Below are 23,216 nucleotides of genomic sequence, written 5' to 3'. Positions count from 1 at the left end.
TTCAGGAGGGGCCGGGTCGACCGCCGACCTGTAGGGCGGGAGAGGCCAGGGGCGACCGCCGGCCCGCACGGGTCAGGAGAGGCGGGTGGCGACCAGGTCCCAGACGGTGTCGGCGAGGTCTTCCTTGGGGCCGAACGGCACTTCGACCGGTTCTCCGCCGGCCACCAGCACCGTGGCCGCGTTGTCGGCCGTGCCGAAGGCCAGCCCCTCCCCGACCTGGTTGACGACCAGCAGATCGCAGCCCTTGCGGGCCAGTTTGGCCTGCCCGTTGGCGAGCACGTCGTGGGTCTCGGCGGCGAATCCGACGATCACCTGGGGCCCGGCACGGTGACCGGCCGCTTTTTCCTGCCCCGCGCCGATCCCGGGCGTGTCGCCCCTGACCAGCTCAGCCAGCTCGGAGGGCGCGCCATCCGAGGGCCGCACCGCTTCACGCACCGCACCCCCACCGGACGCCTCGGACGCGACAGACGAGCCGCCCTCGGCAGGCGTCCCGGACGCGGCAGACGAGCCACCCCCAGCGGGCGTCCCGGTCGCGGTGGGCGGGCCTGATCTGCTCTGGCGGCGGCGGTCGCCCAGCTCCGCAAGGATGTCGGGGTTCTTGACGAGGTGGATGGCCTCGGGTTCGCCGTCCGTCTTCTTGATCTTGGTGTCGTGGCGCGCGGCGGGCCGGAAGTCGGCGACCGCGGCGGCCATCACGACCACGTCGGCGTCGGCGGACGCGGAAAGCACCGCGTCGCGCAGCTCGGCCGCCGACTCCACGCGTACGACGGCGGCCCCTGCGGGGTCGGGCAGCGAGACGTTGGCCGCCACGAGCGTCACCTCGGCCCCCCGAGCGACGGCGGTGCGGGCCAGCGCGTAGCCCTGCAGCCCCGACGAGCGGTTGCCGATGTAGCGGACCGGGTCGATGGCCTCGCGGGTGCCGCCGGCGGAGACGACGACCTTGCGCCCTGCGAGGTCGCGCGGCCGCCCCCTGGCGACCCGCAGGCAGACCTGGAAGATCTCGTCGGGATCGGGCAGCCGTCCGGGACCGGTGTCGGCACCGGTGAGCCGCCCGGAGGCAGGGTCGATCACGACGGCGCCCCGTGAGCGCAACGTGGCGACGTTGGCGCGGGTGGCGGGGTGCTGCCACATCTCGGTGTGCATCGCGGGCGCGAACACGACCGGGCAGGTGGCCGTCAGCAGCGTGTTGGTGAGGAGGTCGCCGGCCAGCCCGTGGGCAGCCTTGGCGAGCACGTCGGCGGTGGCGGGCGCGACCACGACGAGGTCGGCGCCCTTGCCGATGCGTACGTGGGGCACCTCGTGGACGTCGTCCCACACCTCGGCCGAGACCGGGTTGCCCGACAGGGCGGCCCAGGTGGGCGCGCCCACGAACTTCAGGGCCTCGCGGGTCGGCACGACCCGCACCTCGTGCCCCGACTCGGTGAACAGGCGCAGCAGCTCACACGCCTTGTAAGCGGCGATGCCGCCGCTGACGCCCAGGACGACCTTCATCGAAGGGGTCAGACCGCGCCTTCGATGGGCTCGGCGTTGAGCAGGCCCTCGGAGACCTCACGCAGCGCGATGGACAGCGGCTTTTCCTGGGCGTGCGTCTCGACCAGGGGACCCACGTATTCCAGCAGGCCCTCGCCGAGCTGGGAGTAGTAGGCGTTGATCTGGCGAGCGCGCTTGGCGCCCATGATCACCAGGGAGTATTTGCTGTCGACGATGTCGAGCAGCGCGTCGATCGGCGGGTTGGTGATGCCCTCCGCGGCCGGGGTGGTGCCTGCCACGATTGTCAGACCTCTCGGTTGGTGGTTGTCGTGACCCCCTGAGGGTCAGTCATCAAGGCTATCAGCCGATGGCACACGTCTTGGACGTTCGTGTTGACGAGCGTGACGTCGAACTCGTCCTCGGCGGCCATCTCGATGCGCCCGGCCTCCAGCCGGCGGGCGATGACCTCTTCTGGTTCGGTGCCGCGCCCGCGCAGCCGCTTCTCCAGCTCCTCCCACGAGGGCGGGGCCAGGAAGATCAGCAGCGCCTCCGGCATGCTCCTGCGCACCTGCCTGGCACCTTCAAGGTCGATCTCGAGCAGGGTGGGCACGCCCTCGGCGAGCTTCTTCAGCACCGGCTCGCGCGGGGTGCCGTAGCTGTTGCCGGCGAACTCCGCCCACTCCAGCAGCTCGCCCGCCTCGACCAGCCGGTCGAACTCGGCGCCGTCGACGAAGAAGTAGTGGACCCCGTGCACCTCGCCGGGCCGGGGCCTCCTGGTGGTCACCGAGACCGACAGCCACACCTCGGGGTGTGCCCGCCGGAGCTCGGCGACTACCGTGGACTTGCCGACGCCCGACGGCCCTGAAAGGACCGTCAGCCGCCGCTCGCTCAAGGGCAGGAAACCGACCTCCGCTCCTGGCCCGACCGCCTCGTGGGCACTGACATCGCCGGACCAGGACCTCTCGGTCACTTCCTACCCCCCGTTGAACCCGCGTTTCCGTGTGGAACAGAGATTAGCTCTCGTTGCCACCGAACTCGCGCTCGAGGGAGGCCCTCTGGTTCGCGCCGAGGCCCCGCACGCGGCGGGACTCGGCGATGGCAAGCCGCTCCATGAGCTGCTTGGCGCGGACCTTGCCCACGCCGGGGAGCGATTCCAACAAAGCCGAGACCTTCATCTTGCCGATGACGTCGTCGGTCTGCCCATCCTTGAGCACCTCAGCCAGAGAAACCGCGCCATGCTTGAGCCGGTTCTTGACCTCGGCACGCTCTTTACGGGCCTTGGCAGCCTTCTCCAGGGCTGCGGCGCGCTGCTCAGGGGTCAGGGGAGGAAGAGCCACGCCGGGTCACCTCGAATTTCTGTCGATGTACTCGGACGGGATGGGAAACTAGCTGGTCATCGCCCCCTAAGCAACGTCAAGAGCGGTTTCTCTCGCGACAAAATCCACTTCATCACTCTCCGTGATTGTAAAATCACCTTGCGCTGATCAAATCGCCCTCACATCCGCCTACACGCGTCGGCCCGCGCCGGTGTCGCGAAACGCAACGGTGATCGATCCCGAGCCACCCTCCGATGTCCGAAACCCCTGCCACACCTGGGCCGAAACCATTCCGGCGATCTTGCACGCGGCTCGCAACGGATGCCTTATGATCTTGTGAGCGGGACACTCCCGCGCCCTCGGCGCACTGTGCTCACAGTCCGTCACCCTGCCCTGTGCGGCGACGCCGCGTCGTCGGAGCGTTGCCCGGCCTGACGACGCGCGTCAGGACGCGCGGCGCAGCGAGGCGGCGATCGCGGCGGCCGCCGCTCCCGGGTCGGGCGAGCCCGTGATGGGCCGGCCGATCACGAGCAGGTCCGCGCCGTCGGCGAGCGCCTGCTCCGGGGTGGCCACGCGCTTCTGGTCCTGGGTGTCGGCGCCCGTGGGCCGCACGCCGGGCGTGATGAGCGTGATGCCGTCGCCGACCTCGGCGCGTACGCTCGCGACCTCATGGGGCGAGCACACCAGTGCGGTGGCGCCCGCCTCGACCGACAGCGCTGCCAACCGGCGTACGGCGTCGTCGGCCGGACCGGCGATCCCGATGCGCTCGAGATCGGCCTCGGTCAGCGAGGTGAGCACGGTGACGGCGGCGATCTGGGTGTGCGGCGCGGACTCGACGGCCGCCCTGATCATCGCGGGCCCGCCGGCGGCGTGCACGGTGAGGATGGAGGGCCGCAGCCGCGCCACGGCCTTGGCGGCACCGGCGACGGTGTTGGGGATGTCGTGCAGCTTGAGGTCGAGGAAGACGCGTACGCCGCTGGCGCCGCGCACGGAGGCGATGACGTCGGGCCCGTAGCGCATGTAGAGCTCGAGGCCGACCTTGACGGTGCTGACGTGGGGGGTGACCAGGGCGGCCCACCGCGCGGCGGTCTCCAGGTCGGGTGCGTCGAGAGCGACGGCGATGGGTGCGGGGGTCAAGGGCGTCAAGACGTGCTCTCCAGGCGCTCGGGAGTCAAGGCGTGCTCTCCTCGGTGTCTACCAACAGGTGCCGGGGTGCGCTCCCCGGCGGGCGGTGGGCCAGGCCGACGGCGTCGGCCAGCCGCTGGAAGCCGCGAGCTCTCAGGAGGTCCTCAAGCTCGCGTTCGATGCGCAGGCAGGCGTAGGGGTCGTGGAAGAGCGCCGTGCCCACTCCGACGACGCAGGCGCCCGCCAGGACCAGCTGGAAGGCGTCCCTGCCGGTCATCACGCCGCCGATGCCGATCAGCGGCACGCCGGGCAGCGCCGCGTGGACCTGCCAGACGCACCGTACGGCCAGCGGCAGGATGGCCGGACCGGACAGCCCGCCGGTGACGGCGGCGAGCGAGGGACGCAGGGCCTCGGTGTCGATGGCCATGCCCAGCGGGTTGTTGATCATGGACAGCGCGTCGGCCCCTGCGTCCACGCAGGCGCGGGCGACGGAGACGATGTCGGCCACGTCGGGGGCGAGCTTGGCGACGACGGGCACGTCGTAGCGCATGATCGAGCGTACGGAGGCGATGACCTCGGCGGCGGCGCTGCCCTCGCGGGCGAAGACGCGCCCGCGGTCCTCCATGTTGGGGCAGGAGAGGTTGACCTCCAGCGCGGTCACCCCGGGCGCGTCGGCGAGCCTGCGGGCCAGCTCGGAGTATTCGGCGACGGTGCCGCCGCCGATGGAGACGATGGTCTTGATGCCGCGCTGGGCCAGCCAGGGCAGCTCGCGTTCGAGGAACGCGTCGATGCCGGGACCCTGCAGCCCGACGGCGTTGAGCATGCCGGAGGGTGTCTCGGCCATGCGCGGCGTGGGACGGCCCGCGCGGGGCGCCATGGTGATGGAGCGGGTGGTCAGGGCGCCGAGCCGGTGCAGGTCGAAGAACTGCGCCAGCTCGCGCCCGGAGGAGGCGCAGCCGGCGGCCGTGGTGATGGGGTTCGCCAGCTCCACGTGCGCCAGAAAAGTCCGCATATCAACTGACATGTCGTGCACCGCCCCCGGGGGCGCCCAGCGCGTCGAACGGGATCGTTCCCACGTCCTCGAAGCGCACCCGCTCCCCCCGGAACACCGGCCCCTCGGCGCACGCCCTGACCATCCTGGTCGAGCCGTCGTCGCCGATGACGGGCAGCACGCACGTCATGCACACCCCGATGCCGCAGGCCATCGCCTCCTCGACGGCCACCTGCACCGGGATGTCGAACTCCATCGCCACCGCCGTCACCGCCCGCAGCGTCTCCATGGGCGCGCAGGCGTAGACGACGTCGGCCCGTGTGTCGGCGATCACCGACGGCAGCGCGTCGGTGACCTTGCCGCGCAGCCCGAGCGAGCCGTCCTCGGTCGTCAGCGTGGTCGTCTCGGCCATCCTGCGGGCCCGCATCGCCCCGAACACCCGCTCGGCCCCCGCTCCCCCCAGCACGAAGTCGACCCGGCAGCCGCGCGCCAGCAGCGCGTCGGCCAGCGGGAACAGCACGGCCGAGCCGTATTCGGCGCCGACCAGCACGCAGTGGACCGGGTCGCGGGGCAGCGGGAACGGCCGCCCGAGCGGTCCGACCAGGTCGAGCGTGTCACGGGCGCGCCGCTCCGCGAGCCAGGCCGTGCCGGGACCGCGCGTGGTGAAGACCAGCTCGACCGTGCCGCCGTAGTCGGACTTCACGTCGTGGATGGACAGCGCGCGGCGCGTCACCATCGAGGTGTACGCCCCGCCGACCGCCACGGAGACGAAGTGGCCGGGGCGGTAACGCTCGGCGATGCCGGGCGCCACCACCGTCAGCGCATGGTAGGCGTCGACCCGGCGCGTCGTCAGCACCGTGCCCGTCACCTGCACCGGTGTACCGGCCAGTCGTCTTCACCTCCCGTGGCGGGGTCAGCCCCTGATTGCCTGCGCGTGCTCCTGCAGGGACCGTACGCCCACATCGCCGCGTACGATCGCCTGGATGCCCGCCGCCGCGGCGGCCAGCCCCGACACCGTGGTGATGCACGGGATGCCGCGCAGCACGGCGGCCGTGCGGATCTCATAGCCGTCGAGCCGCGGCCCCGACTGCCCCGGGCTGCCGAAGGGCGTGTTGACGATCAGATCGACCTCGCCGTCGAGAATGGCCTGCACACTCGTGGGCTCACCTCCGGGACCCGCTCCCTCGCTGTGCTTCCGCACGATCTTGGCATGGACGCCGTTGCGGCGCAGCACCTCGGCGGTCCCCTCGGTGGCGAGGATCTCGAATCCGAGATCCGCCAGCGCCTTCACAGGGAAGATCATCGCACGCTTGTCCCTGTTGGCCACGGATACGAACGCGCGTCCCTTGGTCGGAAGCTCACCGTAGGCCCCGGCCTGCGACTTGGCGAAGGCGATGCCGAAGAACTCGTCGATGCCCATGACCTCGCCGGTCGAGCGCATCTCGGGCCCGAGGACGATGTCCACGCCCCTGAACCGGTTGAACGGCAGCACCGCCTCCTTGACCGCGATCGAGGAGTCGAGCGGCAGCGTGCCGCCGTCGCCCGTGGCGGGCAGCATGCCCTCGGCGCGCAGCCCGGCGATCGACGCGCCGAGCATCACCCGGGCCGCCGCCTTGGCCAGCGGCGTGGCGGTGGCCTTGGACACGAACGGCACCGTACGGCTGGCGCGCGGGTTGGCCTCCAGGACGTACAGGACGCCGGCGGACATGGCGTACTGGACGTTGAGCAGCCCGCGCACGCCGACCCCCTGGGCGATGGCCCTGGTGGCCTCCCTGATGGCGGTGATGTCGGCGCTGCCCAGCGTGATGGGCGGCAGCGCGCACGCCGAGTCGCCGGAGTGGATGCCCGCCTCCTCGATGTGCTCCATGACGCCGCCGAGGAACAGCTCCTCGCCGTCGTAGAGCGCGTCCACGTCGATCTCGATGGCCTCGTCCAGGAACTTGTCGATGAGCACCGGGTGGCCGGCGCCCTCGGGCTGCTCCTGGGCCGCCATGTAGCCGGTGAGCGTCTCCTCGTCGTAGACGATGGCCATGCCGGCTCCGCCGAGCACGTAGGAGGGCCGCACGAGCACGGGGTAGCCGATCTCGCCGGCGATCTCGCGCGCCTCGGCGACGGTCAGCGCGGTGCCGTGCTTCGGCGCGGGCAGCCCGGCCTCGGCCAGCACCCGCCCGAACGCGCCGCGCTCCTCGGCGAGGTGGATCGACTCGGGCGAGGTGCCGACGACGGGCACGCCGGCGTCCTTGAGCGCCTGGGCCAGGCCGAGCGGCGTCTGCCCGCCGAGCTGCACGATGACGCCCGCGACCGGGCCGGTCTGCTGCTCGGCGTGGACGACCTCCAGGACGTCCTCCAGGGTGAGCGGCTCGAAGTAGAGCCGGTCGGAGGTGTCGTAGTCGGTCGAGACGGTCTCGGGGTTGCAGTTGACCATGACGGTCTCGAACCCGGCCTTGGACAGCTCGAAGGAGGCGTGCACGCACGCGTAGTCGAACTCGATGCCCTGGCCGATGCGGTTGGGCCCGGACCCGAGGATGATCACCTTGCGGCGCTCGCCGTAGGGGACCTCGCTCTCCTCGTCGTAGGTCGAGTAGAGGTAGGGCGTCTTGGCGGCGAACTCGGCGGCGCAGGTGTCGACGGTGTTGTAGACCGGCCGCAGCCCGAGCGCGTGGCGCAGGTCGCGGACCCGCGCCTCGTCGATGCCGCGGATCTCGCCGATCTGCACGTCGCTGAACCCGTGGCGCTTGGCCCGCTCGAGCACCTCGGCGGTCAGCTCGGGCGCCTGGGCGACGGCCTCTGACTCCTCGTGCAGCAGGAAGAGCTGGTCGATGAACCAGGGGTCGACGCTGGTGGCCTCGTACAGCTCATCGGGCGTGGCGCCGGCCCTGATGGCCTGCTGCATCGTGCGCAGGCGGCCGTCGTGGGGCGTGCGGCAGGCGGCCAGCAGCTCGTCCTTGGCCGCCACGTCGCCGGCCCAGGTGAAGGAGGAGTCCTTCTTCTCCAGCGAGCGCAGCGCCTTCTGCAGCGCCTCGGGGAAGGAGCGGCCGATGGCCATGGCCTCGCCGACCGACTTCATGTGCGTGGTGAGCGTCGGGTCGGCGCCGCGGAACTTCTCGAACGCGAAGCGCGGCACCTTCACCACGATGTAGTCGAGCGTCGGCTCGAAGGAGGCCGGGGTCTCCTTGGTGATGTCGTTGGGGATCTCGTCGAGCGTGTAGCCGATGGCCAGCTTCGCGGCGATCTTGGCGATCGGGAAGCCGGTGGCCTTGGAGGCCAGCGCCGACGAGCGCGACACCCGCGGGTTCATCTCGATGACGATCATGCGCCCGGTCCGCGGATCGACCGCGAACTGGATGTTGCAGCCGCCGGTGTCGACGCCGACCTCGCGGATAACCGCGATGGCGACGTCGCGCATGTTCTGGTATTCGCGGTCGGTCAGGGTCAGCGCGGGCGCGACGGTGACGCTGTCGCCGGTGTGGACGCCCATCGGGTCGATGTTCTCGATGGAGCAGACGATGACGACGTTGTCGGCCTTGTCGCGCATGACCTCCAGCTCGTACTCCTTCCAGCCGAGGATCGACTCCTCCAGGAGCACCTCGGTCGTCGGGGACGCGTCGAGCCCGGCGCCGGCGATGCGCCGCAGGCCGTCCGCGTCGTAGGCGAAGCCGGAGCCGGCGCCGCCCATCGTGAACGAGGGCCGCACGACGACCGGGTAGCCCAGCTCGCCGGCCGCGGCCAGGCACTCGTCCATGGTGTGGCAGATGGCCGACCTGGCCGACTCGGCGTTGAGGCCGTGCTCGCGGGCGACCTTGGCGACGATCTCCTTGAACCGCTCGCGGTTCTCGCCGGCCTGGATGGCGTCGAAGTCGGCGCCGATCAGCTCGACCTCGTACTTCTCCAGCACGCCCGACTCGTGCAGCGCGACGGCCGTGTTGAGCGCGGTCTGGCCGCCCAGCGTGGGCAGCAGCGCGTCGGGCCGCTCCTTGGCGATGATCTTCTCGACGAACTCGGGGGTGATCGGCTCGACGTACGTGGCGTCGGCGAACTCCGGGTCCGTCATGATCGTCGCGGGATTGCTGTTGACCAGGATGACGCGGAACCCCTCGGCCCGCAGCACCCGGCACGCCTGGGTGCCTGAGTAGTCGAACTCGCACGCCTGGCCGATCACGATCGGCCCAGAGCCGATCACCAGGACCGACCTGATGTCCTCACGCTTGGGCACGGCTCATGACCTCGCAGAATTCGTCGAAAAGATAGGCAGCGTCGTGCGGGCCCGCGGCGGCCTCTGGGTGGTATTGGACGCTGAAGGCGCGCCCGTCGATGAGGCGCAGCCCCTCCACGCAGCGGTCGTTGAGGTTGACGTGGGTCACCTCGGCCGGCCCGAACGGGGTCTCGAACGGCCCGTCGAGCGGCGCCTCGACCGCGAACCCGTGGTTGTGGGCGGAGATCTCCACCTTGCCGGTGCGCACGTCCTGGACCGGCTGGTTGACGCCGCGGTGGCCGTAACGCAGCTTGTACGTCGGCAGCCCCAGCGCCCGCCCGAACAGCTGGTTGCCGAAGCAGATGCCGAAGAACGGCACCCCCGCCTCCAGCACCTTGCGCAGCGCGCTGACGTCGGCCGTGGCGGGGTCGCCTGGGCCGTTGGAGAAGAACACGCCGTCGGGCTTCACCGCCATGATCTGCTCGAACGTGGCGTCGGCCGGCAGCACGTGCACCTCGCAGCCGCGCTCGGCCATGCGCTGCGGGGTCATGCCCTTGATGCCGAGGTCGACGGCCGCGACCGTGAAGCGCCTGGTCCCGAAGGCCGGCACGACGTAGGTCTCGCCGGTGGCGACCTCGCGCGCCAGGTCGGCGCCCTCCATGCCGGGCGACTGCCTGACCCGCTCGACCAGCTCCTCGACCGGCGCGTCGGGGGCGCTGAAGATGCCGGCCCGCATGGCGCCGCGCTCGCGCAGATGGCGGGTGAGCGCGCGGGTGCCGGAGATCGCGATCCCGACCACGCCCTGCTCCTTGAGGTAGTCGTCGAGCGAGCGGGTGGCCCGCCAGCTGGAGACGACCCTGGACGGCTCGCGCACGACGTAGCCGGCCACCCAGACGCGGCCCGACTCGGGGTCGTCGTCGTTGACGCCGGTGTTGCCGATGTGGGGCGCCGTCATGGCGACGATCTGCCGGTGGTAGGACGGGTCGGTCAGGGTCTCCTGGTAGCCGGTCATGCCGGTGTTGAAGACCATCTCACCGAACGTCTCGCCTTCGGCGCCGTACGGAGATCCGTGGAAGACGCGGCCGTCTTCCAGGATGAGCACCGCTGTGTTCAAACCAGCTTCCCTTCGAGTACGGTCGGCCTGCCGCGCAGGAACGTGGCCACTACCCGGCCGGGCAGCGTCATCCCCTCGTAGGGGGTGTTCCGGCTCTTGGACGCGAAGGCGGACGGGTCGACCTCGGTGCGTACGGACGGGTCGTACAGAGTGATGTTGGCCGGCTCGCCCACGGCGAGCGGCCTGCCCTGACCGGCGAGGCGGCCGATGCGGGCGGGCACGACGGACATGCGCTCGGCGACGGCCGCCCAGTCGAGCAGCCCCGTGTCGACCATGGCGGCCTGCACGACGCTGAGCGCGGTCTCCAGGCCGACCATGCCCATGGCCGCCGCGCTCCACTCGGTCTCCTTGTCCTCGACCGGGTGGGGCGCGTGGTCGGTGGCCACGATGTCGATCGTGCCGTCGGCCAGCGCGGCGCGCAGCGCCTCGACGTCGGCGCGGGTGCGCAGCGGCGGGTTGACCTTGTAGATGGGGTTGTAGGCGCCGACCGGCGACTCCTCCACGAGGTCGTCGGTCAGCAGCAGGTGGTGGGGGGTGACCTCGGCGGTGACGTTCCAGCCCTTGGACTTGGCCCAGCGCAGGATCTCGACGGAGCCGGCGGTGGAGACGTGGCAGACGTGCAGCCGGGAGCCGACGTGGGCGGCCAGCAGGCAGTCGCGGGCGATGATCGCCTCTTCCGCGACGGCGGGCCAGCCGGTCAGGCCGAGCCGGCCGGAGACGACGCCCTCGTTCATCTGGGCGCCGGCGGTCAGCCTGGGCTCTTGCGCGTGCTGGGCGACGACGCCGTCGAACGCCTTGACGTATTCGAGGGCGCGGCGCATGAGCACGGCGTCGTCCACGCAGCGGCCGTCGTCGGAGAAGACCCGCACGCGGGCGGCGGAGTCGGCCATCGCGCCCAGCTCGGCGAGCTGCCTGCCCTCCAGGCCGACGGTGACGGCGCCGACGGGGTGCACGTCGCAGTGGCCGAACTCGCGGCCGAGCCGCCACACCTGCTCGACCACGCCGGCGGTGTCGGCGACCGGCGAGGTGTTGGCCATGGCGTGCACGGCGGTGTAGCCGCCGCGGGCAGCCGACTGGGTGCCGGTCTGGACGGTCTCGGCGTCCTCGCGGCCCGGCTCGCGCAGGTGGGTGTGCAGGTCGACGAGGCCGGGCAGCACGACGGCGCCGGCGCCGTCGACGACCTCGTCCCCTTCGAGCCCGGTGCCGATCTCCGCGATCACGCCGTCGGCGATGCGGAGGTCCACGGGCTCGCCGCCCAGGATCCTGACGTTTCGAATGATCATGCGGTCTCTCCCCCGAGCAGCAGGTACAGGACGGCCATGCGGATGGTCACGCCGTTGGCGACCTGTTCGACGATCGTGGAGCGCGCCGAGTCGGCCACCTCGGCGGCTATCTCCATGCCCCGGTTCATCGGGCCGGGGTGCATGACGATGGCGTCGTCCGGCATCTTGGCGAAGCGGTCGCGGTCGAGGCCGTAGCGGCGGGAGTATTCGCGCTCGCTCGGGAAGTACGCGGCGTTCATCCGCTCCTTCTGCACCCGCAGCATCATCACCACGTCGGACTTGGGCAGCACCGCGTCGAGGTCGTAGGAGACCTCGCACGGCCAGCTGCCGACCGAGACGGGCAGCAGCGTGGGCGGAGCGACGAGGGTGACCTCGGCGCCGAGGGTGTCGAGCAGCAGCACGTTGGAGCGGGCGACCCGGCTGTGCAGCACGTCGCCGACGATGGTGACCTTGCGGCCCTCGAGATTGCCGAGGCGGCGGCGCATGGAGAAGGCGTCGAGCAGCGCCTGGGTGGGGTGCTCGTGGGTGCCGTCGCCGGCGTTGACGACGCTGCCGTGCACCCAGTTGGCCAGGCGGTGCGGCGCGCCGGACGCGCTGTGGCGGATGACGACCGCGTCGGCGCCCATGGCCTCGAGGGTGAGCGCGGTGTCCTTGAGCGACTCGCCCTTGGACACGCTGGAGCCCTTGGCCGAGAAGTTGATCACGTCGGCCGACAGCCGCTTGGCGGCCGCCTCGAAGGAGATCCTGGTGCGGGTGGAGTCCTCGAAGAACAGGTTGACGACCGTGCGCCCGCGCAGCGTGGGCAGCTTCTTGATGGAACGTTCCGAGACGCTCGCCAGCTCCTCGGCGGTGTCGAGGATGAGCAGCGCGTCGTCCTTGGCCAGGTCTCCGGCGGAGATGAGGTGCCGCTTCACCGGGCGCCCTCCTTCATGAGCAGGACGGCGTCGCGGCCGTCGGTCTCCTGCAGGTAGACCTTCACCTTCTCGCTCTTGGCGGTGGGCAGGTTCTTGCCGACGTAGTCGGCGCGGATGGGCAGCTCGCGGTGACCGCGGTCGACCAGCGTGGCGAGCTGCACGGCCGTGGGGCGGCCGATGTCGTTGAGCGCGTCGAGCGCGGCGCGCACGGTGCGGCCGGAGTAGAGGACGTCGTCCACGAGCACGACGACCTTGCCGTCGATGCCGCCGGAGGGGACCTCGGTGTGGCCGAGCGGGCGCACGGGGCCGCGGCGCAGGTCGTCGCGGTACATCGTGATGTCGATCGAGCCGACGGGGATCTTCAGCCCCTCGAACTGCTCGATGCGCTCGCCGAGCCGGCGCGCCAGCGTGGCGCCGCGGGTGGGGATGCCGAGCAGGACGACGTCGCCGCCGCCTTTGGTGCGTTCGAGGATCTCGTGCGCGATCCGGGTCAGCGCCCGGTGGATGTCGGGGGCTTCGAGAACCGCCCGGGAGTCCTTCTGGGCGGGCTCCCTGGTATCGGGTTCTGCGGACATGGCGAAGCTCACCACCTTTCCCGCCTCACGGGACGGGTCTTAAAAGGGTGTTGGTCGGGACACACAGTACCAGGGGCTACCAGCCACAACACGAGGCCCCTCCCGGCGGCGCGATCTCCCTGATCAGGTAATTTCCCGGCCCGCGCCCGTGTCGGAGCGGCCCGCGCGGGGCACGTGACCCGGGCGCGGCGGCGGGCCGGCGGGCGTGAGTACCGCCGCCGGGAGGGGGATAGAGCAGAGATGACCTTTCATGTGGACAGCGAGGTCGGCCGGCTGCGGCAGGTCCTGCTGCACAAGCCGGACCTGGCGCTGAAACGGCTGACCCCCACGAGCAAGGACGCCTTCCTCTTCGACGACGTGCTGTGGGTGCAGCGGGCGATCGAGGAGCACGAGGAGTTCCAGCAGGTGCTCACCAGCCGCGGCATCCGCGTCCACCTGCTTTCCGACCTGCTCCAGGAGACCGTCGAGATCCCCGAGGCGCGCAAGCACATCCTCGACGCCGTCGTGGACGAGCGCTGGCTCGGCCCGGTCGCGATCGACGACGTGCGCAACACCCTCGACGGCATGGACTCGGCGACCCTGCAGATGTATCTGACCGGCGGCATCACCAAGCGGGAGCTGGTCGCGCTGGGCTGCGACCCCAAGGCGCTGACCTTCCACACCACGGCCGACGACGGGTTCGTGCTGCCGCCGCTGCCCAACCATTTGTTCACCCGCGACACGTCCTGCTGGATCTACGACGGCGTGTCGATCAACGCGATGAAGAAGAAGGCCCGCATGCGGGAGACGGTCAACATGGAGGCCGTCTACATGTACCACCCCACGTTCGCGGACGGCTTCAACCGGCCGGGTCAGGGCGGCTACCACTGCTGGATGCCGGGCAGGGCCGCCGCGCCCGCCACCATCGAGGGCGGCGACGTGCTGGTCATCGGGCGGGAGGCGGTGCTGATCGGGATGAGCGAGCGCACCCAGCCGCAGGCGGTCGAGATGCTGGCGCAGCGGCTGTTCAGGGCCGGCTCGGCGAGCCGCATCGTGGCGCTCGACATGCCGAAGGCGCGCGCGTTCATGCATCTCGACACCGTGATGACGATGCTGGACGTGGGGGTGTTCACCAAGTACGCGGGCCTCGGCATGCTGCCGGCGTACACGATCGAGCCCGGGGAGACGTCCAAGGAGCTCAAGGTCACCGACCACCCCCCTGAGGACATGCACAAGGCGATCGCGCACGCGCTCGACCTGCCGGACATCACGGTCCTGACGGCCACCCAGGACGTCTACGCCGCCGAGCGGGAGCAGTGGGACGACGGCTGCAACGGGCTCGCGCTGGAGCCCGGCGTGGTCGTGGCCTACGAGCGCAACGCCACCACCAACAACTACCTGCGGGACAACGGCATCGAGGTGATCACGATCAGGGGCAGCGAGCTCGGCAGGGGGCGCGGGGGGCCGCGGTGCATGAGCTGCCCGCTCGAACGTGACGCCGTCTAGGGGGGAACACCGACCGATGGGCGACGATCTGCGCAACCGCAGCTTCCTCAAGGAGCTGGACTTCACGCCCGGCGAGTTCGGCCGGCTGGCGGAGCTGGCGGCCGGACTCAAGGCCGCCAGACGCGCCGGCGCCGAGCGGCCGCGGCTCACCGGCCGCGCCGTCGCGCTGGTCTTCGGCAAGACCTCGACGCGGACGCGCTGCGCGTTCGAGGTGGCGGCCCGCGAGCAGGGGGCGCACACGACGTACCTCGGTCCGGGGGACTCGCAGCTCGGGCACAAGGAGTCGATCGCCGACACCGCGCGGGTGCTGGGCCGCATGTACGACGGCATCCTCTACCGCGGCGGCGACCACACCGACGTCGAGGAGCTGGCGGCGCTGGCCGGGGTGCCGGTCTGGAACGGGCTGAGCGACTCCTGGCACCCGACGCAGACGCTGGCCGACGTGCTGACGATGAGCGAGCACGCCGGCCGGCCGCTGAACGAGGTGGCCCTCGCCTACCTGGGCGACGGGCGCAACAACATGAGCCACTCGCTGCTGGTGACGGGCGCGATGGCGGGCATGGACGTCCGCGTCGTCGCGCCCAAGGCGCTGTGGCCCGACGCCGGGCTCGCGGTGGGCCCCGCCGAGGAGATGGCCGCCGCGACCGGGGCCAGGATCACCGTCACCGACGACGTGAACGAGGGCGTCAGGGGCGCGGACTTCCTCTACACCGACGTGTGGGTGTCGCTGGGCGAGCCCGCCGAGGTGTGGGACGAGCGGATCAAGCTGCTGCTGCCGTACCAGGTGAACGACGCGGTGGTGCGGGCGACGGGCAACCCGGCGGTGCGGTTCATGCATTGCCTGCCGGCCTTCCACGACCGGCGGACGAAGGTCGGCGCCGAGATCTTCGACCGCACTGGGCTCGACGCGCTGGAGGTGACCGGCGCCGTCTTCGAATCGCCCCGCTCGATCGTCTTCGACCAGGCCGAGAACCGGCTGCACGCGGCCAAGGCCGTCATGGTCGCGACGCTGGGAGGCTGCTGAGGTGCGGGTCATCGTGGCGCTCGGCGGCAACGCGGTGCTGCGGCGCGGCGAGCGTCCCGACGCCGCCACGCAGGTGGCCAACGTGCGCGATGCGGTCAGGACGCTGGCGGGCCTGGCAGGACGGCACGAGCTGGTCATCACCCACGGCAACGGGCCCCAGGTCGGGATGCTGGCCATGCAGAGCGCCGCCGACCCGGGCCTGAGCGGCCCCTACCCGTTCGACGCGCTCGGCGCGCAGACTCAGGGCCTGCTCGGCTACTGGATGCAGCAGGCGCTGCAGAACGCGCTGCCCGGCCGCCAGGTGCTGGCCATGGTGACGCAGACGCTGGTCTCGGCCGTCGATCCGGCGTTCGGGGCGCCCGCCAAGTTCGTCGGGCAGGTCTACGACCGGGAGGAGGCCGAGAAGCTGGCCGCCGAGCACGGCTGGACCGTCAAGCAGGACGGCTCCCACTGGCGCCGCGTCGTGCCCTCCCCCGCCCCGCAGCGCGTCGTGGAGACCCGGCTGATCCGCCGGATGATGGGCGAGGGCGTGATCGTGGTGTGCGCGGGCGGCGGCGGCATCCCCGTCGTCCGCGACGAGCGCGGCCGGCTGACCGGCGTCGAGGCGGTCGTCGACAAGGACCTGACGACCGCGCTGCTGGCCGAGGCGCTCGACTGCGACGCCTTCCTCAGCCTGACCGACGTGCCGCACGTCATGCGCGGCTTCGGCACGCCGCAGGAGCGCGCGATCGGCCACACCACGCCGCACGAGCTGCGCGCGCTCGACTTCCCCGCCGGGTCGATGGGGCCGAAGGTGGAGGCGGTCTGCCGCTTCGTCGAGACGACCGGCGACATGGCCGCCATCGGCCGTCTTGACCAGGCCGAGAGCATACTCGGCGGCACGGCGGGAACGATCGTGACGCCCAACGGCAGGTGGCCGCTGACGAGCACGCTGTAGGGGGTGTCCGTGACACTGGCCCGACGGCTCTTGCGTACCAAGCCGACCGGCCGCATCGTGGCCGAGGGCGGGCACGGTGAGGGCGGCGAGCTGCGCCGCACGATGTCGCTGTGGCAGCTGACGCTGTTCAGCGTGGGCGCCACGCTGGGCACGGGGATCTTCGTGATCCTCGGGCAGGCGGTGCCCAAGGCGGGGCCCGCGGTCGTGCTGGCGTTCGTGCTGGCGGCGGTCACGGCGCTGTTCTCGGCGCTGTCGTACGCCGAGCTCGCCGGGACGATCCCGGTGTCCGGCTCGTCCTACTCCTACGCGTACGCGACGCTGGGCGAGCTGGTGGCCTGGATCTGCGGCTGGTGCCTGATGCTCGAGTACGCCGTCTCCGTGGCGGCCGTGGCGGTCGGCTGGGGCGAATACGTCAACGCGTTCCTGCGCTCGCTGTTCGGCTTCACGCTGCCCGACGCGATCACCCGCTCCCCCGGCCAGGACGGCGGCGTGGTCAACGTCACCGCCATCGTCATCGTGCTGCTGGCCACCTGGCTGCTGCTCTACGGCGCGTCCGAGAGCGCCACGGCCAACGCCGTCTTCGTGCTCGTCAAGGTCGCGGTGCTGGCCTTCTTCTGCGTGGTGGCGTTCACCGCCTTCGAATCCGGCAACCTCGCGCCGTTCGCGCCCATGGGGGTGGCCGGCATCACGGCGGCGGCCTCGCAGGTGTTCTTCTCCTACATCGGCTTCGACGCCGCCTCCACCGCCGGTGAGGAGGCCAGGAACCCCAAGCGCGACCTGCCGCTGGCGATCCTGCTGTCACTGCTCATCGTGACCGTCGTCTACGTCGCGGTGGCCCTGGCCGCGATCGGGGCCATGCCGTGGCAGGACTTCGACCCCGGCAGCACCGAGGCGAGCCTTTCGTACATCGCCGACCTGGCGATCGGCGCCACCTGGCCGGGGCTGATCGTCTCCTTCGGCGCGGTCATCGCGATCGCCAGCGTCGTGCTGACCGTCATCTACGGCCAGACCCGCATCCTGTTCGCGATGTCGCGCGACGGCCTCATCCCGCGTGTCTTCCAGCGGGTGAACCCCCGCCGCCAGGTGCCGGTGCTCAACACGCTGATCGTGGCCGCGTTCATCTCCGTGCTGGCCGGGCTGGTGCCGCTCGGGCAGCTCGCCGAGGCGACCAGCATCGGCACGCTGTTCGCGTTCGCCATCGTCAACGTCGGCGTGCTCGTGCTCCGCTACCGCAGCCCCGAGCTGCCGCGCAGCTTCCGCACGCCGCTTTTTCCCGCCACGCCGGTGCTCGGCGCGATCCTGTGCGTCGTGGTCATGGCCGGTCTCGCCGGGGTGACGTGGCTGGCCTTCGGGCTGTGGATGCTCGTCGGCCTGGTCTGCTACTTCCTGTACGGCTATGGCCATTCGCGGCTGAATGCCGAGGTGCGCTGATTGACATCCTCCCCACGGCTGAAGCCGGGGGGTTCCGACCCTCGCGGGCCGGGTTTCCTGCTTCACCGCCGGTCGCCCGCCGGGCCTGGGCCCTTGAGGTCTTACACCGGCTCCACAGGCGTTTCACCTCTCCGCCGGCCCGGCGGCGAGGACGTTGATCGCGGCGTCGACGTCCCGGTCATGGGTCGCGCCGCAGACGCGCTGGGCTCTGGCCAGCCCGCTGCGGTTCGATACAGCGCGGCACCGTGCCGCGTCTCCTTCCCAGGGCTCAAGCCCGGGACATCCACGCTCAAGGAGTTTCGATGAAGCTCGACGACGTGCTGGCCGGATACGTGCCGGGGCCGCGGGGACACGACGGGCTGACGCTGGCCGTCCTGCTCGCCTCCCAGGCGGGGGCCCGGCTGTCGGTCGCGTACGTGCGGCCACCCGCCGTCTCCACCCCGGGGCCCGCGCGGGCCGAGGAGAGCGCCTGGCGGGCGTACCTGCGCGAGCAGGCCGACACCGCGCTCGCCCAGGCCCGCGAGCTGGCCGGCGACGAGGCCGATTACGTCGTCACCGCCCATCGCGGCAGCGGGCGCGGCCTGGTGGAGCTCGCCCGCAAGCGGGGCGCCAACGTCGTGGTGATCGGCCCCGCGCCGGGCGGCGGCAGGGGCCGCATCGCCTTGGGCAGCACCGCCGACCAGCTGCTGCACTCCTCCTCCGTTCCCGTCCTGCTCGCGCCGCGCGGCTTCGGCGAGGCGCCGCCCGCCGCCTTCGACCGCATCACGCTCGCCTACCGGCGCGGCCCCGGCTGCGACCAGGCCGTCAAGGTCGCCGCCGCGACGGCGGCCACGCTGGGCGTGCCCCTGCGCCTGGTCACGCTGGTGCTCAGCAGCGGCAGGCGGGCGCGGATCGAGGAGGAGATGCTCGTACGCCTGCGCGACCAGGCCGCGGCGGACCTGCGCACGGCGGCACGCGGGCACCGGCGCTCGCAGGCACCCGTGGAGGTCGAGGTGCTGGAGGGCCGCAACGTGGCGCAGGCGCTCGGGGCGACCTCGTGGCTGCCCGGCGAGATGATCATATGCGCTTCCAGCGACACCGGGCCGCTCAGGAGGGTCTTCCTCGGGGACACCTCCATCAAGATCATCAAGGCCGCGACCTGCCCCGTCATGATCCTGACCAGGCAGCCCTGAACAGGTGACGATTCCTCGTCAAACTCTGACGAAGTAGTGTTGCCAGCGCGACAAGAGGGGCGAATGTGGCGATCCCTACCGGACCGGATTCGGCATCTTTTTTCCAATCAGCTTGACCTCAGGCGTCCACCCCTTTACCGTCACTGTGCGTAACCACACCGCGCGGCGTTCTGGGGTAAACCCAGGGCCATGGCTACCGATGGTGCCGAGCCTGGCACCAGACCCCCCGGTGGCCCGGGCATACGCCGCAAGGGAGCACAATCTACTGAGAGCGATACATACGAGAGCCGGGGGGCCACACCATGCCGTCTGAGTACGCAAAGTCGCTGGGTGCACGACTCCGCGCCATCCGCACCCAGCAGGGCCTGTCCCTGCATGGAGTCGAAGAGAAGTCGCGTGGCCGGTGGAAAGCCGTCGTCGTGGGGTCGTACGAGCGTGGCGACCGCGCCGTGACTGTGCAGAAGCTTGCCGAGCTTGCCGACTTCTACGGGGTGCCCGTCTCCGAGCTGCTGCCGGGCGGAGCCGCCCCCAGCCCGCTCGGGCCGACGCCCAAGCTTGTGATCGACCTGGAGCGCCTCGCCACGCTGCCGAAGGAGAAGGCCGGCGCACTCGCCCGGTACGCCGCCACCATCCAGAGCCAGCGCGGTGACTACAACGGCAAGGTGCTGTCGATCCGCCAGGAGGACCTGCGCTCCCTGGCGGTCATCTACGACAAGTCGCCCAGCGAGCTGACCGAGGAGCTGATCAGCTGGGGCGTCCTCGACGCCGAGGCCCGCCGGGCCGTGGAGTCGTTCTAACCACCCGTCGTTCCTGGCCGACGCCGGATCAGGCCCTCTCCCACCCTGCGCGATAGGAGACGGCCGCCCCGGCCCCCACCGGCCCGGAACCACGGTGGCACATTTGCGAGGTCACCCGCTCACCTGAAGGCTCGCCGAACGTTCTTCGGCGAGCCTTCACCACATCTACCTGCCTCCCTCTTGACCCAGACCCCCACTCAAACGCCCCCAGAACGGTCATGAAAGCCACGCAGAGCCCAGAGTGACCGGTCACCCAGCCCCCACGCCCCAACCCCCGCAGAACGCAACGGAGCACCGTCCAGGCCCACATCTGGCGCGCCGGCAAGAGGACCGCCGAACGGGCAACTCTCCGGGAGCAAGCGGGCCGCAGGGGCAAGCGGGGCGCAGGGCCCCCGGGGTTACGTCCCGGTGACATGGAAGGGAAGCACCCCGCACAGAGGCCCACCGAACTTCGGCCGACCAGACAGAGCCGCGTCCGAGGAGGGCCCGCGCGCCGTGGTGGGGGACAGTCGGCTTGCCATGGCGCGGCGGCTCGCCGGCCGGCAGAAGGGACGTGGCCGCTGCGGGGAGAGGGCGTCAGGTTGCCGTGGCGGGTTTGCCTGCCGTTGCGGGTGAGGGCAGCGGGAGCGGGACAGAGCGCGTTTGCCGCAACCGTTCGCCCGCGATCGTGGCGTCGGTCCTTGCGGCGGGGAAGCGGAACCTCGTGTCAATACCGCGGTGAGGGGTGCGGGGGCGGGGGCGGGTGAGGACGCGTTTCGGCCGTGACCGTGGTGTCAGTCCCTGCGGTGGGCAGGCGGGGTGTCGCGTCGGTTGCCAGGGGGCTGGGGGTGGCTGGGGGTCAGCCTGCCAGTGGGACGTCCACTGGCAGTTGTGGCTGGCCCGGGACGCCGAGGAGGTCTTCGATGGTGGAGACGAAGGTCTCGGCCTCGGCGAGGATCTCGTCGGCGTCGGCCTGGCTGACCCGCCGCACCATGCCCGCCTCGGCGGCGGCCCGCTTGGCGGCGGTCATCGAGAAGTAGGCGGCCCACTCGGCCAGCGCGGGCTCGGCCTCGGGCAGTTGCTCCCACGCGCTGCGCAGGCGTCGCCTGCGGCCCTCCGTGGGCCTGGGGCGGGCGGCCAGCAGGGCCGCGGCCGCGCGCAGGGCCGCCAGGTGGGCGGCGACGTAGCGGGATGCGGGGGTGCGAGCGCCGCTCGCCTCCGCCAGGCAGGAACGAGAATCGGTCAGGTGTGCCCGAACCGCAGGCGACAGCCGGGGCCCGGGCGTTTCTCTAGGCCGTGGTGCCATCTTGCGCGCCTCCTTTGGAGTCGTGGGCGGCGCCGGCGTCTCCGCCGGTGGTGACAACAATCGCAGACGCCACCGACATTTCCGCCGGGCCGGCCGGACGAGGAGCTTCCCCTCTCCCCGTCCGGCCAGGACACGCCCACTCGTCTCCGCCGACGACGAGGACGTGCCCTTCGCCCGAGGAGCCTGGCCGCGGGGCTCGCTTGGGGAAGCGATGGCCCGCGACCAGGTCCTGGTGACGTTGAGCCGCGAGCCTCACCGTCACTAGATCGAACATAATTTCGATCACGCCCAGTTGTCAACCGGTTCGCGAACAAAGGTTCGATGACCTTGAAGCGAAGGTGTAGCCCTTGGCGGAAGGCGCAGGAAGGCACAGGAAGGCGCAGGAAGCAGGGTGTGCGGCACAGCGAACCGCCGCCGCGACTCAGGTCGCGGCGGCGGCGGCATAACGGTGTGACGGGCCGCCGTGGACGGCCCTCATGACGGGATCGGACTGTCCGGAGGCAACTCTCAGGACGGGGCAGGCCAGCCCTGGAAACGCCCCGGTACGGGGCCGGACGGCCCTGAGGTCGCCTGGAGACCGTCCCAGGGTGGTGTCAGCCGGCCCGGAGAGCGGTCCTCACTCGACTGAGATCGCCCCCGACGGGCAGAGGGTCACAGCGCGGCGCACGGCGTCCTCCAGCTCCTGGGGCGGCACGTCCTGCAACAGCACCACCGTGCCTTCGTCCTCGCTCTGGTCGAAGATCTTGGGCACCGTCAGCGCGCACATGCCCGCCCCGATGCACACCGATTCGTCTGCCTTGATTTTCATGGTGACCTACCAAGTGACAGGGAGGCGGTGCACCCCGTAGATCGACATTTTCGAGCGCATCGGCACCTCCTCGGGTGTTACCGCCAAGCGTAGGCCAGGCAGGCGCTCCAGCAGTGCCGGGTACGCGATGCGCATCTCGGCGCGGGCGAGCTGCTGGCCGAGGCACTGGTGGATGCCGTGGCCGAAGGTGAGGTGCCCGCCGGCGGGACGGGTGATGTCGAGGTGGTCGCCGCCGGGGAAGCGCTCGGGGTCGCGGTTGGCGGCGGGCAGGTGGAGGGTGACGGTCTCACCCGCCTTGATCGTGACGCCGTCGATCTCGACGTCCTGCCTGGCCACCCGGGTGGGCCCGAGGTGGATGATCGTGAGGTGCCGCAGCAGCTCCTCGACGGCGTTGTCCACCAGGGAGGGGTCGTCGCGCAGCGCGGCGAGCTGGTCGGGGCTGGTCAGCAGCGCGTACGTGCCGAGCCCCAGCATGTTGGCGGTCGTCTCGTGCCCGGCGATCAGCAGCAGCACCCCGACCCCGGTGAGCTCGTCGTCGTTCAGCTCACCGCCCTCCAGGAGCCCGCTGAGCAGGTCGTCGGCCGGCCGCTCGCGCTTCTGCTGGATGAGCCCGTGCAGGTACGCCCAGACCCGTCCCAGTGCGGCCATCGCGTCGTCCGCCGACGCCTCGATGTCGAAGAGCTTCTTCGACTCCGTCTGGAACATCTCCCTGTCGTCGTACGGCACCCCGAGCAGCTCGCAGATGACCAGCGAGGGGATCGGCAGCGCGAACTCCTCCACCAGGTCCACCGGCCCGCCCTTGGCCTCCATGGCGTCGATGCAGTCGCGGGTGATCTCGGCGATGCGCGGTTCGAGGGTCTTCATCCGCCGCACGGTGAACTGCCCGGTCAGCAGCTTGCGATAGCGGGTGTGCTCGGGGGCGTCCATGCGCAGGAAGAACCCGGGCGGCAGCTTGAAGCCGCGTTCGGCGAGCTCGGCCCGGGTGGAGGCGATGGGCGGGTGGTGCCCTTCGGGGTTGTTGCTGAGGTGGGGGTGGGCGAGCACCGCGCGAGCGGCGGCGTACCCGGTGACGAGCCACCCTAGATGCCCGTCGGCGTATCTCATGCGGTGGATCGCCCCGTCCCGTCGCAGGCCGGTGACCTCGTCCGGCGGGTCGAGCGGGCGCTGGCGAGCGGTGACCAGGGTGACTTCGGACATGTTCGGCTCCTAATGAGTGCTGGGAGTAAGCCATCCGGCAGACTCCGTAGTGGATAGTGGCCGCTGGCAGGTGAGCACTTTCGGCTCCTGGACATTGAGT

Annotated in this window: 21 protein-coding genes; 6 read left to right on the top strand and 15 right to left on the bottom strand. The window is 71.1% G+C overall.

Going from position 1 to position 23,216, the window contains the following annotated elements:
• Positions 1-72: 72 nt before the first annotated feature.
• The 12 genes from coaBC to pyrR all read right to left on the bottom strand — a co-directional run bounded on the left by coaBC (position 73) and on the right by pyrR (position 12,980).
• A complete protein-coding gene (coaBC, locus tag AB0K28_RS06570; protein ID WP_364365928.1) occupies positions 73-1,491 on the bottom strand; it encodes a bifunctional phosphopantothenoylcysteine decarboxylase/phosphopantothenate--cysteine ligase CoaBC in 1,419 nt (472 codons plus the stop codon).
• 8 nt (positions 1,492-1,499) lie between these two features.
• On the bottom strand, positions 1,500-1,769 hold the full coding sequence (rpoZ, locus tag AB0K28_RS06565) for a DNA-directed RNA polymerase subunit omega (protein WP_043638590.1): 270 nt from the start codon (positions 1,767-1,769) through the stop codon (positions 1,500-1,502).
• Between the two features lie 5 nt (positions 1,770-1,774).
• On the bottom strand, positions 1,775-2,368 hold the full coding sequence (gene gmk, locus AB0K28_RS06560; protein ID WP_364366960.1) for a guanylate kinase: 594 nt from the start codon (positions 2,366-2,368) through the stop codon (positions 1,775-1,777).
• Positions 2,369-2,483: 115 nt separating this feature from the next.
• Positions 2,484-2,807, bottom strand: coding sequence for an integration host factor, actinobacterial type (gene mihF / locus AB0K28_RS06555; protein WP_020541698.1), 324 nt, complete (start codon positions 2,805-2,807; stop codon positions 2,484-2,486).
• A 423-nt stretch (positions 2,808-3,230) separates the two neighbouring features.
• Complete coding sequence (gene pyrF, locus AB0K28_RS06550) at positions 3,231-3,923, bottom strand: orotidine-5'-phosphate decarboxylase (RefSeq protein ID WP_364366957.1); 693 nt, start codon at positions 3,921-3,923, stop codon at positions 3,231-3,233.
• Between the two features lie 34 nt (positions 3,924-3,957).
• Positions 3,958-4,935, bottom strand: coding sequence for a dihydroorotate dehydrogenase (locus AB0K28_RS06545; RefSeq protein WP_355420560.1), 978 nt, complete (start codon positions 4,933-4,935; stop codon positions 3,958-3,960).
• Complete coding sequence (locus AB0K28_RS06540) at positions 4,925-5,776, bottom strand: dihydroorotate dehydrogenase electron transfer subunit (protein WP_364365924.1); 852 nt, start codon at positions 5,774-5,776, stop codon at positions 4,925-4,927. Before AB0K28_RS06540 ends, AB0K28_RS06545 begins: the two co-directional genes overlap by 11 nt.
• Positions 5,777-5,815: 39 nt before the next feature.
• On the bottom strand, positions 5,816-9,115 hold the full coding sequence (carB, locus tag AB0K28_RS06535; RefSeq protein ID WP_364365921.1) for a carbamoyl-phosphate synthase large subunit: 3,300 nt from the start codon (positions 9,113-9,115) through the stop codon (positions 5,816-5,818).
• On the bottom strand, positions 9,102-10,208 hold the full coding sequence (carA, locus tag AB0K28_RS06530; RefSeq protein WP_364365918.1) for a glutamine-hydrolyzing carbamoyl-phosphate synthase small subunit: 1,107 nt from the start codon (positions 10,206-10,208) through the stop codon (positions 9,102-9,104). The genes carB and carA overlap by 14 nt, the downstream gene beginning before the upstream one ends.
• Positions 10,205-11,491: a dihydroorotase gene (locus AB0K28_RS06525; protein WP_345409683.1), complete on the bottom strand. Its 1,287-nt coding sequence runs from the start codon at positions 11,489-11,491 to the stop codon at positions 10,205-10,207. Before AB0K28_RS06525 ends, carA begins: the two co-directional genes overlap by 4 nt.
• A complete protein-coding gene (locus AB0K28_RS06520; RefSeq protein ID WP_364365914.1) occupies positions 11,488-12,405 on the bottom strand; it encodes an aspartate carbamoyltransferase catalytic subunit in 918 nt (305 codons plus the stop codon). The genes AB0K28_RS06525 and AB0K28_RS06520 overlap by 4 nt, the downstream gene beginning before the upstream one ends.
• Positions 12,402-12,980, bottom strand: a complete 579-nt coding sequence (pyrR, locus tag AB0K28_RS06515) for a bifunctional pyr operon transcriptional regulator/uracil phosphoribosyltransferase PyrR (protein ID WP_364365911.1) — start codon at positions 12,978-12,980, stop codon at positions 12,402-12,404. The genes AB0K28_RS06520 and pyrR overlap by 4 nt, the downstream gene beginning before the upstream one ends.
• A gap of 240 nt (positions 12,981-13,220) precedes the next feature.
• On the opposite strand from pyrR, the gene AB0K28_RS06510 reads away from it, so the two are divergent.
• The 6 genes from AB0K28_RS06510 to AB0K28_RS06485 all read left to right on the top strand — a co-directional run bounded on the left by AB0K28_RS06510 (position 13,221) and on the right by AB0K28_RS06485 (position 19,826).
• Positions 13,221-14,465, top strand: a complete 1,245-nt coding sequence (locus tag AB0K28_RS06510) for an arginine deiminase (protein ID WP_364365908.1) — start codon at positions 13,221-13,223, stop codon at positions 14,463-14,465.
• Between the two features lie 16 nt (positions 14,466-14,481).
• Positions 14,482-15,489, top strand: a complete 1,008-nt coding sequence (gene argF / locus AB0K28_RS06505; RefSeq protein ID WP_364365905.1) for an ornithine carbamoyltransferase — start codon at positions 14,482-14,484, stop codon at positions 15,487-15,489.
• Position 15,490: 1 nt separating this feature from the next.
• The gene (arcC, locus tag AB0K28_RS06500) at positions 15,491-16,426 is read left to right on the top strand and encodes a carbamate kinase (RefSeq protein ID WP_345401216.1); all 936 of its coding nucleotides are present in this window, start codon (positions 15,491-15,493) and stop codon (positions 16,424-16,426) included.
• A 9-nt stretch (positions 16,427-16,435) separates the two neighbouring features.
• Positions 16,436-17,857 carry an amino acid permease gene (locus tag AB0K28_RS06495; RefSeq protein ID WP_364366954.1) on the top strand — a complete coding sequence of 474 codons (1,422 nt, stop codon included), beginning with the start codon at positions 16,436-16,438 and terminating at the stop codon, positions 17,855-17,857.
• A gap of 302 nt (positions 17,858-18,159) precedes the next feature.
• Positions 18,160-19,029, top strand: a complete 870-nt coding sequence (locus tag AB0K28_RS06490; protein WP_364365902.1) for a universal stress protein — start codon at positions 18,160-18,162, stop codon at positions 19,027-19,029.
• 302 nt (positions 19,030-19,331) lie between these two features.
• Positions 19,332-19,826, top strand: coding sequence for a transcriptional regulator (locus AB0K28_RS06485; RefSeq protein ID WP_026214021.1), 495 nt, complete (start codon positions 19,332-19,334; stop codon positions 19,824-19,826).
• An 838-nt stretch (positions 19,827-20,664) separates the two neighbouring features.
• On the opposite strand, the gene AB0K28_RS06480 is transcribed toward AB0K28_RS06485, so the two are convergent.
• The 3 genes from AB0K28_RS06480 to AB0K28_RS06470 all read right to left on the bottom strand — a co-directional run bounded on the left by AB0K28_RS06480 (position 20,665) and on the right by AB0K28_RS06470 (position 23,116).
• Complete coding sequence (locus AB0K28_RS06480) at positions 20,665-21,111, bottom strand: SAV_6107 family HEPN domain-containing protein (RefSeq protein WP_364365899.1); 447 nt, start codon at positions 21,109-21,111, stop codon at positions 20,665-20,667.
• A 616-nt stretch (positions 21,112-21,727) separates the two neighbouring features.
• On the bottom strand, positions 21,728-21,919 hold the full coding sequence (locus tag AB0K28_RS06475) for a ferredoxin (RefSeq protein WP_355429495.1): 192 nt from the start codon (positions 21,917-21,919) through the stop codon (positions 21,728-21,730).
• A gap of 6 nt (positions 21,920-21,925) precedes the next feature.
• Complete coding sequence (locus AB0K28_RS06470) at positions 21,926-23,116, bottom strand: cytochrome P450 (protein ID WP_364365896.1); 1,191 nt, start codon at positions 23,114-23,116, stop codon at positions 21,926-21,928.
• Between the last annotated feature and the right edge of the window lie 100 nt (positions 23,117-23,216).

This window comes from Nonomuraea sp. NPDC049504 (genome assembly GCF_040676845.1).
In the GTDB taxonomy this organism is placed as follows: domain Bacteria; phylum Actinomycetota; class Actinomycetes; order Streptosporangiales; family Streptosporangiaceae; genus Nonomuraea; species Nonomuraea salmonea.
Note: the sequence above shows the minus strand (reverse complement) of the source record. Positions and strands in the feature narration are given on the sequence as shown.

What these genes read in the sequence shown, in the direction of transcription:
- coaBC (WP_364365928.1), bottom strand. Translation starts at nt 1,491, where the DNA reads ATGAAGGTCGTCCTGGGCGTCAGCGGCGGCATCGCCGCTTACAAGGCG.
- AB0K28_RS06545 (WP_355420560.1), bottom strand. Translation starts at nt 4,935, where the DNA reads ATGTCAGTTGATATGCGGACTTTTCTGGCGCACGTGGAGCTGGCGAAC.
- AB0K28_RS06525 (WP_345409683.1), bottom strand. Translation starts at nt 11,491, where the DNA reads ATGATCATTCGAAACGTCAGGATCCTGGGCGGCGAGCCCGTGGACCTC.
- pyrR (WP_364365911.1), bottom strand. Translation starts at nt 12,980, where the DNA reads ATGTCCGCAGAACCCGATACCAGGGAGCCCGCCCAGAAGGACTCCCGG.
- AB0K28_RS06510 (WP_364365908.1), top strand. Translation starts at nt 13,221, where the DNA reads ATGACCTTTCATGTGGACAGCGAGGTCGGCCGGCTGCGGCAGGTCCTG.
- argF (WP_364365905.1), top strand. Translation starts at nt 14,482, where the DNA reads ATGGGCGACGATCTGCGCAACCGCAGCTTCCTCAAGGAGCTGGACTTC.
- AB0K28_RS06490 (WP_364365902.1), top strand. Translation starts at nt 18,160, where the DNA reads ATGAAGCTCGACGACGTGCTGGCCGGATACGTGCCGGGGCCGCGGGGA.
- AB0K28_RS06485 (WP_026214021.1), top strand. Translation starts at nt 19,332, where the DNA reads ATGCCGTCTGAGTACGCAAAGTCGCTGGGTGCACGACTCCGCGCCATC.
- AB0K28_RS06480 (WP_364365899.1), bottom strand. Translation starts at nt 21,111, where the DNA reads ATGGCACCACGGCCTAGAGAAACGCCCGGGCCCCGGCTGTCGCCTGCG.
- AB0K28_RS06475 (WP_355429495.1), bottom strand. Translation starts at nt 21,919, where the DNA reads ATGAAAATCAAGGCAGACGAATCGGTGTGCATCGGGGCGGGCATGTGC.
- AB0K28_RS06470 (WP_364365896.1), bottom strand. Translation starts at nt 23,116, where the DNA reads ATGTCCGAAGTCACCCTGGTCACCGCTCGCCAGCGCCCGCTCGACCCG.